This is a genomic window from Deltaproteobacteria bacterium, from assembly GCA_003194485.1.
Lineage (GTDB): Bacteria > Desulfobacterota > Dissulfuribacteria > Dissulfuribacterales > UBA3076 > UBA3076.
This window is the reverse complement of record PQXD01000021.1, coordinates 1-13,025: the sequence shown is the minus strand read 5'-3', so window position 1 is coordinate 13,025 and position 13,025 is coordinate 1. Positions and strand designations below refer to the sequence as shown.

Below are 13,025 nucleotides of genomic sequence, written 5' to 3'. Positions count from 1 at the left end.
CATTATTTAAATAATCCTGTCAACGCCTTTTCAAATCTAAGTACCTCTTTTCTCTCCCCAGAGGATTTTATGCAACTGGATCTGGAGCCTCACAGAAAGCCTGTCTGCTATAATCCATTCAGCCAGACGAAAAGGGGCCGGTCCTCCCCATACAGGAGAAAACAAGACCTCTGTATAACATGGAAGATGCAATCTGATAACCTCTTCCCTTGCCCACTCATAATCCTTCCGGTCTGTTATCACAAATTTGAGTTGATCCCCCTGATTCAGCCAACGAAGGTTCTCTTCAAGAAAAAATCCCTCCATGCCGCTCCCAGGGGTCTTTCGATCAACTATCTTGGTTACTGCCCTGGGGACATTCCCAAGGGCCAGGCTCCCGTTGGTCTCCAGAAGTACCTTGGCGCCTGCACTCACCAAGCCATCGAGCAGTACGGGCGTCTCAGGCTGCAAGAGCGGTTCTCCTCCGGTAACCTGTACGAGGGCAATCCGGTTCTGCCTCCATTCCTCGATAAGGCCGGGGATATCCCTTTTTTCTCCATCCTTATAGGCATATCTTGTGTCACAATAGGTACACCTGAGATTACAGCCTGAAAGACGAATAAAAAAACAGGGCCATCCTGCCCATAAACCTTCTCCCTGAAGGCTCACAAAGGTCTCGGAAACAGATAATCTCAGCTCTCCCAATACGTCACTCCGGTTTCGGGTGTTTCGCAGACAGTAACTCTTGCCAACTCAATTCTGCTAAAAGACTTGAGATCTTCCTTTACACGGTGGTAGATATACTCTGCCAACCTCTCTGATGAGGGATTTTTGTCCCTGAACCGGGGATGGTCGTTTAAATTGGTATGGTCCAGTTCAGACAGTACTCCGGCCACGGCCTTCTTAAGGTCCCGAAAATCAATACCCACGTCTATTTTGTTCAGCTTTTCAGCCCTGACCACGACCTCTACATTCCAGTTGTGGCCGTGAAGGTGTTCACAGTTCCCGGGATAGTTCCGGAGGTAGTGGGCGGCTGAAAAATGTGTCCTGATAGACACCTCAAACATCTCTTTTACCTATTGAGCATTCTCTCCGGCCGAACAGTGCGGTCCCGATACGCACTACAGTGGCACCCTCTTCTATAGCTACTTCAAAATCCTGAGACATTCCCATAGACAGTTCCCTGAGCCCCGTACTATATCCCAAACCGGCATTCGTCTTATCCCTCAAGTCGCGGAGGACCCTGAACCACGGCCTTGACGACTCCGGTGCCGGATCCCATGGAGGCATGGTCATCAGACCGCAAATATCAATACCGGACAGCTCTGAGGCCTCTGCGAGAAAAACCGGAAGCTCTTCCGGGGAAAGGCCTGATTTCCTGGGATCTCCTGCCACGTTTACCTGAATATACACAGACAATCTCTTTCCGGCCGCCTTTGCATGGTGATCAAGGGCGCGGGCCAGTTTCAGACTATCCACGGTCTCAATGCAATCAAACAACTGCACTGCAAGCCTTACCTTATTTCTCTGCAAGTGCCCTATGAAGTGCCATTCGGTCTCATAAAAAAGATTTCCCAGGGACTCGCGCTTTTTTGCCGCCTCCTGCACATAGTTCTCCCCGAAGAGCCTTTGGCCTGAGGATATAGCCTCTCGTATTCTCTCAACAGGCACTGTCTTGGTGACAGCGAGCAGATGCACATCTTCCGGACGCCTGCCGCTCCTCTGAGCGGCCTTGGCCATCCGTGACTTCAGAGCTTCCAGGTTTTGCAGGATCATAATTTCCGCTATTTTTTAACTTTTGGAGATTCTCCAGGGCTTGGGGACTGTCTCTTCAGACTCACTGGGCCGGACTATGAAATCCAGACCCAGCCCGGCTAAAAGACTCTGTCTTCCGGGTAATCAGGATGCAACAAGGGCTTAGGGTACAGGTAGTCTGAAAAGGTCCCTGGCATTGGCACTTGTACATCGCGCGACCTCCTGCAGGGACACCTCCTTGATCCTGGCAATCTCCTCTGCGACATGAACGACCCGGGCCGGTTCATTTGGTTTGCCGCGGTATGGGACCGGACTCAGAAACGGAGAGTCTGTCTCTATGAGCAGGCGCTCCAGCGGCACATAGTTCACAACCTCCTTGACGAGTTTTGCCTTGGGGAAAGTGACGATACCGGTTACAGATATGAAAAAACCTAAATCCAGGACCTGCCTTGCCAGTTTCACATCGCCGGAAAAACAATGCATCACGCCCCTTAATACTCCTGCAGCCTCTTCTCTCAATATTTCAACAGTCTCTACATGTGCACCTCTGTCATGGACAATAATGGGCAAGGCAATTCCGGCAGCCAGCCGGACCTGTTGACGAAAGACCCTGAGCTGAATGTCCCTGGGCGAATATTCCTTGACAAAATCAAGCCCTATTTCACCCCAGGCAACCACATTCGGAATACCTGCAAGCCTCAGAAGCTCACTGTATACCTCATCTGAAGCCCCTTTTGCATCGTGTGGATGAATGCCTACTGCAGCATAAACCTGAGGAAATTGCCTTGCCAGCTCAAGATTTTTTTTCGAACTCGCCAGATCTGTCCCTACAGTGATGACCTGACGGACCCCGACCTTCTCCGCCCTTCTGATCGCCCCGGATTGGTCCCCTGTCAGGGGCGGAATATCGAGGTGAACGTGTGTATCTATGAAGTCCGGGCCGGAAAAAACATTCATGGTAGTCCCTGACTCAGGCACTCATACCAGGAAGGCTAATGCTTACGTCTGTACCTCCAAGCCTGTTTCCTGCCAGACACATGAACCCGCCGTGCAGCTCAATTGCCCGTTTTGCCAGGCTGAGACCCAGGCCCAGCCCCTGAGTCTTGGTGGTAAAGAAGGGCTCGTATGCCCTGTTCAGGTGTCCCTTTGCCATTCCGAGTCCTGTATCGGTTATCTGGATATCAACACTTCTTTTTTCAGGTCTGGACACTGAAACTGTCAGCATTCCGCCCTCCGGCATCGCCTCCACGGCGTTCTTCAGTATATTTAAAAAGGCCTGCTGGATATGTATGCGGTCGAGATAAAGCACCGGCTCAAGATCAGGAAAATCAACATTCAATTTTATGTCATGCCTGTCCAATTCTGAGTGTAAAAGGGCAAGAGAGGCCTTTATCAGATCGCAAAGCCTTACCGGCTCCGGATTCAGCTCGGGCACCTTTGCAAAATCGAAAAGCACTGTCAGGATCTTTTCCACACGCCCGCTTTCTCTGACCATGGTCTTGGCATAATCAGTTAATTCAGAATCCTTGAGTTTTCTCTCAAGGATCTTGGCCATGCCCCCTATTATTGCAAGGGGATTTCGTATCTCATGAAGTAATTGGTCAGACATCTTACCCAGGGCGGCACACCTTTCCGCCTCAACCAACTGGTCCTTGTTCCGCTCCACCTCGTCATTCAGGATCCTCAGCGCCCGGACCCTCTCCTCCAGCATCTCACACATGCGTGTTTTGCCTACTGCTATGGAAGCAAGACCTGCAAAGAGCTGGAGAGCGTCAACATCTACCTGGTCTATGGGCCGTCCGGTAACAAAATTGTCAGCGAGTATCACTCCGTAGGCCTCTTCTTGATCAAAAAGCGGAGCAACGGCAAACTCAGCAGTGCCAAGCATCTCCACAAGATCCTCAGGAGCAACGGAACCGTTCCTGCTTTTGCCTCCAACCCAGAATGCGCTTTTCTCGGTCACGGCCCTTACCATAACGTGATCTTTTGCTGAAAGCAGGACCTTTATCCGTCTTACAAGTTGATTAAGTGGATGGGACATGTCATAAAACGTGCCTTTAACATCATCCAGAATCTCAAAAAGGGAAAGGCGCTTTTCAGATATCTCCTCCCATATCCGTCTGGCATCTTCACAGCTTGCCGGGCCAATTGCCAGCTTGCCCTCCATATACCCTTTTTCAGTATCCAACTGAAATAGAAATGCCCTGTTAAAACCCAGGCCTTCTCCCGCAGTCACTCCAACCAATACGGCCTGAAGGATTTCATCAAGGTCGTTTGCCATCAGAAAGGCGGAGTTAAGCTTTACTGCCAGATCCAACAGGGGCCGGAAATTGCCGCGACTCCTGGGCAAATTCATGCCGCAAGAGACATCATCCCCGCCTTTTTCGTAAGATGTTGCTGAAAACTCGCTCATTACCTGCCCTGCGTGTTCTTTATTAGAAAGCTTTTGTTCGCTGCCCCTGATATCTCTGGTCAAAAAACTATCTGATGCAAATATCATTCCTCGATACCTCTGGGATCCTGTTATGCTGCCTCAGAACAATATCCGGGCACTTGCAACCATTTTATTATAAATATCCGGTGAACCCTTTATATCCTGCCTTGAAGCGGTTACCTTTTTCCGGGTTTCAAAGCTCACTCATTGCAGACCGGAGAGGCAGTGCAATTTGGCCCGCGATCGAAACCCTGCAAAAGGCAAACCGCTCCTGCGGCAGGGGGCACGGATGGCAACCGTTCACGGGAAGGGGATATCTCTTTGAACAGTTTAACGGAAGCCCCCGTAGTTTTCTCGGCTTTTGCTGTAGGGGAAACCCCGGCTCCTGAGCGCAGCGAAGGAGAACGGGGAGGGGGCAAGACTCCCCCATGTCAAAAGCCTTAAGAAAACAAGGGGCTGAAGTGTTAAGTGAAAAGAAATATCCCCTTCCGTGAACGGTCACGTGGGACCACGGGTTCACCGAATATTTACCATTTTTTAAGTTATCTATGCTGCAAAACATCTTGACACAAGGCTACACTTTCGTATAGTGACATAAATTGGCAATGAGGTATACGGTTACCTTGGCATTGTCATTCGGGGTAATTTCTATACTTGAAACAAACTAATTAAACAAGGGGGAAGAATTATGCGCAAGAAGATTACATCACTGGTTTTGGCTCTTATTTTCTCACTGAGCATGGCGGGCGTCAGCCTGGCGGCAACAAAATGCAAAGGCACGGTCGAGTCAATCGAAGAAGGAAAGATAGTCATCACGCTCGACGGCAAATGCAAACTTAAGACTGGTCAAGACGTAACCATCAAGCCAAAGAGAAAGGCCATCGAGGGCTGCTAACATACTCGAAACCTGGGGAAAAATAAGGGAGTGTATGCTCCCTTATTTTTTTCTGATAAGAAAATCACAGAATGGGTCCACCGCGCCCGTTGAGCCCTTTTTGTCCAAGCTCTTTTAATTTTTTTATAGTTGCCGCATAGTCGCTGGAACTGAAAACCGCCGATCCGGCCACACATATATCGGCACCCGCTGATACGACAGCCTCTATGGTCTGCGAATTTACACCGCCGTCCACTTCAATAGGCACATAGTGATCCAGGCCTGCCAGAAGTTTTCGCAGACGCCTGATCTTATCAAGGGACGAGGGAATAAAATGCTGGCCGCCAAAACCCGGATTTACACTCATCACAAGTACCAGGTCCAGGTCTGTCAAAACGTATTCAAGGATCGATGGCGGTGTCGCAGGATTCAGCACGGCACCTGCCTTGATCCCATGGGCCTTTATGGCATGGATGGTCCTGTGAAGGTGTGTACATGTCTCAACATGCACAGTAAGCCAGGAGGCGCCGGCCTGGGCAAAGACGTCTATGTAGCGATCAGGAAATTCGATCATAAGATGCACATCCAGAGGCAACCTGGTAACCGAACGTAAGGCCTTTACTATCATTGGCCCTATGGTAATGTTGGGGACAAAATGACCGTCCATGACGTCCACATGAATCACGTCGGCCCCGGCCGTCTCTACTGACCGGACTTCTTCAGCCAGTCGGCCAAAATCCGCGGACAATATCGATGGTGCGATCTGTATCTTCATGACATTCATTTATATTAAGGACCTTCTGTATATACCAAAGCACGTCTCTGGGCAATCACTGATTCAAGGCTTTTGCAGCGTAATCACTCCTGAATTTACTTAACCCTATCATAAATTGCTTAGTTCTGAATTGAAAGCTATATTCCATCCAAGGCCAAAAAATCTACTGAACAATTGTTCGAAAACATAGATATTGAAAGCAATGGAAAGGACGAAAAAATGATCCGGTCATCCGCCAGCACCGTGGCCCGGAAGATGTTGGACTTCATGGAAAGCGCCTCCTGGATCCGGAAGATGTTCGAGGAAGGTGCCAGCCTCAGGGCCAAGTTCGGCGCTGACAAGATATGCGACTTCAGTCTCGGCAATCCTGACCTTCCTCCACACAGGTCTTTTCAAAGAGTACTTGAGACCGTTGCGGCTGACCGGTCTCCGGGCGTCCATTCGTATATGCCGAACGCGGGGCTTACCGATGTAAGGTCAAGGATGGCCGTACAGGCAAGCAGAGACCATCAAATAAAATTAAGCGCAGAAGAAATTATTATGACCTGTGGTGCGGCGGGGGGGCTCAATATCATTTTTAAGTCCCTTTTGAACCCGGATGATGAGATAATCGTATCAAAACCATACTTTGTAGAATACGGTTTTTATGTTGACAATCACGGCGGCAGGTTGGTCCCTGTGGAGTCAAGGCCTGATTTTTCCCTGGACATAAAGGCCATAGAAGACGCCATAAATAATAAAACCAAGGCGGTGTTGTTAAACTCCCCCAATAACCCGTCCGGGGTAATCTACGGCAGGACGGAGCTTGAGGTCCTGGCAAAGTTGCTCAAGCGAGCAAGTGACTATTTCAGCCACCCCATATTTTTGATCTCGGATGAACCATATCGCAGGCTGGTGTTCAACGGCTACGCTGTGCCTCCGATCCTCAGGTTTTACCCGAACAGCATAGTAATCACGTCTTTTTCCAAGGATCTCTCCATTCCTGGTGAACGTATAGGCTATGTTGCAGTCCACCCTGAGGCGTCCCACAAGACAGCCCTCCTGGATGCCCTTACCCTGGCAAACCGTATTCTGGGCTTTGTTAACGCACCCGCCCTGATGCAGAGAGTAGTGGGAGAAGCGCTCGATCACATCACAGACATCAAGGTATATCAAAGGCGCAGAGACCGCCTGGCAGAGATCTTAAGAGAGGCCGGCTACACATTTATTGTGCCCCAGGGCGCCTTTTATTTCTTCCCCCGCGCCCCTATTCCCGACGACACGGAGTTTGTCCGCATACTGCAGAAAGAATGCATACTGACAGTACCAGGCACGGGCTTTGGTTCACCCGGGCACTTTCGCATAGCCTTCTGCGTGGACGACGAGGTAATTGAACGGTCAAGGAAAGGGTTTATAGGGGCGATGGAGAGGGTGGGGATTTAGCCCCATATCATCTGTTCATGGATGCCAGGAATTCCGCGTTGTTCTTCGTGCCCCGCATCTTGTCCAGAAGGAATTCCATACTGTCTACAGGATTTAAAGGTGACAGAAGCTTTCGCAATATCCAGATTCGATTCAATACATCCTCAGGCAGCAGTAATTCCTCTTTCCTGGTGCCGGAACGGTTGATGTCGATAGAGGGAAAAATCCGCTTGTCAGTCAGTTTTCTGTCTAAATGTATCTCCATGTTTCCAGTACCCTTAAACTCTTCAAATATAACCTCGTCCATTCGACTTCCTGTATCCACAATGGCAGTGGCAATTATGGTGAGGCTACCCCCTTCCTCAATGTTCCTGGCGGCCCCGAAGAAACGCTTGGGCTTCTGAAGTGCATTGGAGTCCACACCTCCTGAGAGTATCTTTCCGCTGGGAGGAACTACCGTGTTATAGGCCCTGGCGAGCCTTGTAATACTGTCCAGAAGTATCACCACGTCGTGTTTATGTTCCACCAGGCGCTTGGCCTTCTCAATAACCATCTTGGAGACCTGAACATGGCGCTGGGCCGGCTCATCGAACGTAGAGCTCACAACCTCGGCCTTTACCAGGCGCTGCATGTCTGTAACTTCCTCCGGCCTTTCATCTATGAGCAGGACTATCATTATCACCTCGGGATGATTTGTGGAGATACTGTTGGCGATATTTTGGAGCAGCATTGTCTTGCCGGTTCGGGGAGGTGCGACTATAAGTCCTCTTTGGCCCTTGCCGATCGGAGTCAGTAAATCCATTAACCTTGCGGAATAGTTGTCTGAATCGGTCTCCAACTTGAAACGCTCATTGGGATAGAGAGGAGTGAGGTTGTCAAAAATTACTTTGTCAAAACCTGCATCAGGGGCATCATAGTTTAGGGATTCTATTTTTAATAAGGCAAAGTATCGCTCCCCCTCCTTGGGAGGACGGATCTGGCCGGAGACGGTATCGCCGGTTTTTAAGTCAAAACGTCTGATTTGTGACGGAGATACATATATGTCGTCTGGACCTGGCAGGTAATTATAGTCCGGGCTGCGAAGAAAACCAAATCCATCCTGGAGTATCTCCAGCACACCATCGCCGTATACAATTCCATTATTGGTGGTCTGGGCCTTAAGTACGGCAAAAATGAGGTCCTGCTTGCGCATCCCGCTGGCAGAATCTATGCCCAGAACTTTTGCCGTCTTGTAAAGCTCATTTATGCTTTTACGTTTTAAATCATTCAGATTTAATACTTTTTCTTTATTCGTATTAGTTATTTTAGACATGGTTAACCTCTATGGGAACTCGCATATTCTAAACAGGGTCCCCGGATAAAAATTTTCGACATAGATACACATTATGATAAGGTTTGCAATGCATTGTAATTCTGTTAAAAAATGGGCTTTAATGAGCCGCCTTCGGTGGGATTCTTCAACAGGGTCGACACGCAACCTCTAAAAAACCTGCATGCGCATCTGATTATCCTGCCGTATTATGCAAAAAAAATTCCAATACTTGCCAGGCATAACGGCCCGGAAGCTATACATAATCAACAAAATTAACTGTATAATTTACGATACCAGGTGCAATCCGTGCTTCGCCATGACGCGCAGGCTGCCTGTTGCAGGGATTTCGATAGCGGGCAATATTTCTACTGTCTCTGGAAGATGCAACAAGTTAGCTTTAAAATCTGAAAAAGGCAACCTGCTTCAAGGCAGATATCGTGTAGCATATTCAACTGTCTGATATCAATATTAAGGAATATTCTACGCCTGGAAGCAGAAGGACTCCTACTGAGTGTGAATGGCACGACTTTGATTTATCGTGCTAAATAACGACCAAGACTCAGCCATCGCTGACCTGATGACTTATGCTTAATTAATCGCTTCCAAAGCCTAAGTCAAGAAAATAATAATATAATTATTGAATTGTCAATGCCTTTTTTCCATTCAGCCAGACCCTTATTCGTAAATATTCGGTGAACCCGTTATATCCTGCCTTGAAGCGGTTACCTCTTTCCGGGTTTCAAAGCTCACTCATCGCAGACCGGAGAGGCAGTGCAATCCGGCCCGCGGTTGAAACCCTGCAAAAGGCAAACCGCTCCTGCGGCAGGGCACGGACGGCAGCTTCCACAGTGGACCACGGGTTCGCCGAATATTTACCTTTATTCTTTACTGAGGTCTTCCAGATTATATAGCGGGATCCTTCCAGCCCAGACGTGAATTAAGACGCACAAGGAGAGTCAAGGCCTCGTTTACCGGGGTCGCAACCCCAAGCTTTTTGCCCATTTCGGTAACGGCGCCGTTAATATAGTCGATTTCGGTAGGCCTGTTTTTGATACGGTCCTGGAGCATGGAAGACCTGTTGTCCGCGGTCGCCTTGCACGCTGAATTAACCATATCATGGGCCTCTTCAATTGTAAGGCCCAGGGCTATACCCTTCTTTAATGACAACATCCATGCCTCTGTAACTGCCATTTCCTGCAATCGCAGGGATTCCGGATATTGGGGTAATTTCCCGTTGGTAAGGCCTAAAAGGGCGGTCAAGGCGTTTATCCCGACATTGACAATCAGTTTGCGCCATATGTGAGGATAAATATCTTCAACTACTTGAGAGTGCCATCCCGCGTCGTTCAGCAAAGTTGTCAAAGAAGTTAATTTGTATTTGGCCTCGGTATTGTTGATCACTAATCCAATCGTTGTAGGACCGCTTCCGGCATGTCGAACATGCCCTTCATTCAATAAAGTCGCCCCATGCAAAGTTACGCCAAGGGCAATATGTTCCGGTTTTACAACTTTAGAAAGAGCGGATTCATGTCCAACGCCGTTTTGCAGAGAAACAACCAGGGTTCCGGGTCCTATCAGGGGACCCATACGCTCAACAGCACTGGCGGTCTGGGCAGCCTTGACAAACATTACCACACAGTCCTGGGGACCCAGGGACTCAGGTTCTGCAGTAACATTCGGGAAGGCAGTCCATGCCTCCTTTGAAGACACAATCCGTATCCCGGCCTTCTTCAGCCTCTCGGCACGATCCGGTTTATAATCAAGTAAGGAAACAGGGCGATCCTGCCTGTAAAGTATGGCGGCCAGAAGACAGCCCATGGCCCCTGGACCTGTAATAGTGAGCTTGAATTGATCTCGATTCCGCATTGTTTATTCCATTTCTGAACAAATTCTCTTGGACCTCTTACAGAAATTCCTATGGGCGGAGAAAATAACAGGATTAAAAGAGAAAGTCGTCAAGTCTTCTCAGCCATGAAGGAAGCCTGAATTTCCCAGACGAAGGGTGAAGGGGCGGAAGCAAATCCTCTCTCATCGCCTCCCAAACAAAAGGCCTTTTATTGTCTATCCTGGGTATGATTATTTCGCCGGTTTGCCGGTCTACCGGGACAAGAGCTATTCCATGAGGAATACTGAAATCCTTTTTTGTCGCCTCCTTTTTTGTTACTGACATAAAAGATGTCCAGATCGGGCAGGCAACTCTGCCCCCGGTTTCCTTTTCGCCCAACGATTTCTTGTCTTTCCTTCCTACCCACACTGCTGTCACTACCTCAGGTGTAAAACCAATGAACCACGCGTCTCTACAATTATCGGTAGTACCGGTTTTGCCGCCTGCCGGAATTCCGAGTGCTCTGGCATTGCGACCCGTACCATCCTGAATTACTCCCCTGAGGAGATGAAGCATCTGAAAAGCGGTTACCGGGTCAACCGCTTCTTTGAAAACAGGCTCAAGCTGTTCTATAATCTCTCCGTTTCGATTTCTAACCTCTTGTATAAACAGAGGCTTAATATTTTTACCCAGATTCGGAAAAGTACTGAAAGCCCTTGCCATCTCAATTAGAGTCACTTCGGAAGAACCCAGGGAAATAGACAGATTATCAGCCAGGGGTGTATCTATTCCCATACGCCTCGCCATATCGTGGATGGATCTCAACCCGGTTATCCTTGCGATTTTCACAGAAATGATATTGCGTGAGTATTCCAGAGCAGTCCTTATAGTTATCGGGCCCATATAGGTCTTGTCGAAATTTTCCGGCTCCCACATAGTTTGAGGATTCGCCCCGGGAAGTGAGATCGGTTCATCAACGACGATTGTATTAGGAGCAATAAGTCCTTTGGATAGGGCTGCTGTATAGATTATCGGCTTAAAGGCGGATCCTGGCTGCATCATGCCCTGGGTCGCCAGGTTGAATTGAGATTTTTTGAAGTCCTCGCCTCCCCAAAGGGCCCGAACGGCTCCGGTTTTTGCTTCGATTGCCACAAGGGCTGCCTGAACAGACCTGCCCAGTTCAGTATCTTTGGCATGTCTCCTGCGTAATCTGTCCAGACCCTGAAGCACTGCCTCATTGGCCTTGACCTGCCAGTCCCTTTTCAGGGTAGTTATTATGGTAAGACCGTCTTCCAGGAGCCTTTTATTGCCATACCTCGCTTCAAGTTCCTTTCTGGCCTCTGAAAGAAAATAATCTGTACCGGGCGCTGGCGGTGGATCTAAGGTTTCTCTTTTCAGGCGAATAGGGGTCTTTTTTGCCTCTTCCGCCTCTTCTGGAGTAATATAGCCCTCCTCTACCATCCGCCTCAGCACATAATGTTGACGCTTCCTGGCAAGATTCATGTGCCTTGTTGGATCATACCGGCTCGGGGCCTTGGGCAGACCGGCAAAAAGTGCACATTCAGCAAGATTCAGATCATCTACATGTTTTGCGAAATAGGTCCTGGCAGCACTTTCGACTCCATAGGCCCCCTGCCCAAGATATATCTGATTCAGATATATGCTCAGTATTTCGTCTTTTGTGAGGGCAGCGTCTATCTGCCAGGCCAGGATGGATTCTTTTACCTTACGCAACCAACTCCTCTTTCGGGTGAGGAGCAAGGACCTTGTTACCTGCTGGGTAATCGTGCTGGCTCCCTGGACTATTTCACCGGCCTCCACATTTTTCAGAATGGCCCGAATGACACCCATGAAATCAATTCCGGGATGCTCGTAAAACCGGGCATCTTCAGCTGCAAGGAATGCCTGCACCAGTCTGTCCGGCATTCTGGATATCGGGACCGGCCATCTTCTCTCCTTATACCAATATGCAATGGGGCGATGATCCGAGTCGAGTACTTCCGTAACCATAGGAGGATTATAAGACTTAAGACTTGAAATTTCCGGAAGGCCCAGGAGCATATACCCTATCATGAGACTGCCTGCCGCAAGGAATACAACAAGGGCTGAACCGAGCAGGATTCCCAGCAGAGGACGATAGCCCCATATAATGGGTTTTCTGGATCTCTTTCTGATGGTTCTGGCCATATGTATTCTATATAAACATAGTGTTACATCGAGGCAACCGCGGAACCAAGAGTGTCATACTAAATCCAAGCTCTTGAAGGCTTTCAGGCCCTGTGTTAAACAAGATGCTGACAGGTCACGGATAACTGTCATGGCAGGTAGTAAATAATTACGATCGGGGCGTAGCGCAGCCTGGAAGCGCATCTGCTTTGGGAGCAGAGGGTCGGAGGTTCAAATCCTCTCGCCCCGACCAGATTAGACATTGCGACCGGGGGTGCGGCCGAAGGCCGCCTCGGTCTGCCGCCTTGCGGACTGAGAGTCACAAAATGTCCCCTCTGACGGAAGATCACTGTTATAAAATATCCAAAGAGTATGGCCTGGATATTTCATATAAGCGCAGGCGAATTTTGTGACGCAGCACAGGAGGCTCTTTTGAGCCTTCAGAGGCAAGCTGTGATCGTCTTTTCTCAAGCTATGGGTAAAAATACCACCATAGCCAGGATT

The 13,025-nt window shown here is 49.0% G+C and carries 11 protein-coding genes and 1 tRNA gene; 3 read left to right on the top strand and 9 right to left on the bottom strand.

All coding sequences use genetic code 11. The features are described from left to right. Window positions 1-36 precede the first annotated feature (36 nt). The 5 genes from C4B57_10250 to C4B57_10230 all read right to left on the bottom strand — a co-directional run bounded on the left by C4B57_10250 (window position 37) and on the right by C4B57_10230 (window position 4,234). Window positions 37-675 carry a 7-carboxy-7-deazaguanine synthase QueE gene (locus C4B57_10250; GenBank protein PXF53039.1) on the bottom strand — a complete coding sequence of 213 codons (639 nt, stop codon included), beginning with the start codon at window positions 673-675 and terminating at the stop codon, window positions 37-39. Further along, entirely contained in the window at window positions 672-1,046 is a 375-nt protein-coding gene (gene queD / locus C4B57_10245) for a 6-carboxytetrahydropterin synthase QueD (GenBank protein PXF53020.1), read from the bottom strand. Before queD ends, C4B57_10250 begins: the two co-directional genes overlap by 4 nt. Next, the gene (locus C4B57_10240; protein ID PXF53019.1) at window positions 1,039-1,755 is read right to left on the bottom strand and encodes a YggS family pyridoxal phosphate-dependent enzyme; all 717 of its coding nucleotides are present in this window, start codon (window positions 1,753-1,755) and stop codon (window positions 1,039-1,041) included. Before C4B57_10240 ends, queD begins: the two co-directional genes overlap by 8 nt. A 141-nt stretch (window positions 1,756-1,896) precedes the next feature. Further along, a complete protein-coding gene (locus tag C4B57_10235) occupies window positions 1,897-2,691 on the bottom strand; it encodes a hydrolase TatD (GenBank protein PXF53018.1) in 795 nt (264 codons plus the stop codon). 13 nt (window positions 2,692-2,704) lie between these two features. Then, window positions 2,705-4,234 (bottom strand): two-component system sensor histidine kinase/response regulator, encoded by a 1,530-nt coding sequence (locus tag C4B57_10230; protein ID PXF53017.1) that lies wholly within the window; start codon window positions 4,232-4,234, stop codon window positions 2,705-2,707. Window positions 4,235-4,856: 622 nt separating this feature from the next. Here C4B57_10230 and C4B57_10225 point away from each other — a divergent pair. Then, the gene (locus C4B57_10225; GenBank protein PXF53016.1) at window positions 4,857-5,063 is read left to right on the top strand and encodes a hypothetical protein; all 207 of its coding nucleotides are present in this window, start codon (window positions 4,857-4,859) and stop codon (window positions 5,061-5,063) included. 64 nt (window positions 5,064-5,127) lie between these two features. Here the strand turns inward: C4B57_10225 and C4B57_10220 are convergent, their stop codons facing one another. Then, window positions 5,128-5,817 carry a ribulose-phosphate 3-epimerase gene (locus tag C4B57_10220; GenBank protein PXF53038.1) on the bottom strand — a complete coding sequence of 230 codons (690 nt, stop codon included), beginning with the start codon at window positions 5,815-5,817 and terminating at the stop codon, window positions 5,128-5,130. 219 nt (window positions 5,818-6,036) lie between these two features. On the opposite strand from C4B57_10220, the gene C4B57_10215 reads away from it, so the two are divergent. Next, on the top strand, window positions 6,037-7,239 hold the full coding sequence (locus C4B57_10215; protein PXF53037.1) for a pyridoxal phosphate-dependent aminotransferase: 1,203 nt from the start codon (window positions 6,037-6,039) through the stop codon (window positions 7,237-7,239). A 7-nt stretch (window positions 7,240-7,246) separates the two neighbouring features. Here C4B57_10215 and C4B57_10210 read toward each other — a convergent pair whose 3' ends face one another. From C4B57_10210 to C4B57_10200, 3 genes are all read right to left on the bottom strand, one after another. Continuing rightward, entirely contained in the window at window positions 7,247-8,530 is a 1,284-nt protein-coding gene (locus C4B57_10210) for a transcription termination factor Rho (protein PXF53015.1), read from the bottom strand. Between the two features lie 903 nt (window positions 8,531-9,433). Continuing rightward, the gene (locus C4B57_10205) at window positions 9,434-10,396 is read right to left on the bottom strand and encodes a 2-dehydropantoate 2-reductase (protein PXF53014.1); all 963 of its coding nucleotides are present in this window, start codon (window positions 10,394-10,396) and stop codon (window positions 9,434-9,436) included. Between the two features lie 73 nt (window positions 10,397-10,469). Further along, on the bottom strand, window positions 10,470-12,542 hold the full coding sequence (locus C4B57_10200) for a penicillin-binding protein 1A (protein PXF53013.1): 2,073 nt from the start codon (window positions 12,540-12,542) through the stop codon (window positions 10,470-10,472). 155 nt (window positions 12,543-12,697) lie between these two features. Here C4B57_10200 and C4B57_10195 point away from each other — a divergent pair. Beyond that, window positions 12,698-12,774: transfer RNA gene (locus C4B57_10195), tRNA-Pro, on the top strand. The last annotated feature ends 251 nt before the right edge of the window (window positions 12,775-13,025 follow it).

Excerpts from the sequence above, each read along its gene's own strand:
- queD (PXF53020.1), bottom strand. The coding sequence starts at position 1,046 with ATGTTTGAGGTGTCTATCAGGACACATTTTTCAGCCGCCCACTACCTC.
- C4B57_10240 (PXF53019.1), bottom strand. The coding sequence starts at position 1,755 with ATGATCCTGCAAAACCTGGAAGCTCTGAAGTCACGGATGGCCAAGGCC.
- C4B57_10235 (PXF53018.1), bottom strand. The coding sequence starts at position 2,691 with ATGAATGTTTTTTCCGGCCCGGACTTCATAGATACACACGTTCACCTC.
- C4B57_10230 (PXF53017.1), bottom strand. The coding sequence starts at position 4,234 with ATGATATTTGCATCAGATAGTTTTTTGACCAGAGATATCAGGGGCAGC.
- C4B57_10225 (PXF53016.1), top strand. The coding sequence starts at position 4,857 with ATGCGCAAGAAGATTACATCACTGGTTTTGGCTCTTATTTTCTCACTG.
- C4B57_10220 (PXF53038.1), bottom strand. The coding sequence starts at position 5,817 with ATGAAGATACAGATCGCACCATCGATATTGTCCGCGGATTTTGGCCGA.
- C4B57_10215 (PXF53037.1), top strand. The coding sequence starts at position 6,037 with ATGATCCGGTCATCCGCCAGCACCGTGGCCCGGAAGATGTTGGACTTC.
- C4B57_10210 (PXF53015.1), bottom strand. The coding sequence starts at position 8,530 with ATGTCTAAAATAACTAATACGAATAAAGAAAAAGTATTAAATCTGAAT.
- C4B57_10205 (PXF53014.1), bottom strand. The coding sequence starts at position 10,396 with ATGCGGAATCGAGATCAATTCAAGCTCACTATTACAGGTCCAGGGGCC.
- C4B57_10200 (PXF53013.1), bottom strand. The coding sequence starts at position 12,542 with ATGGCCAGAACCATCAGAAAGAGATCCAGAAAACCCATTATATGGGGC.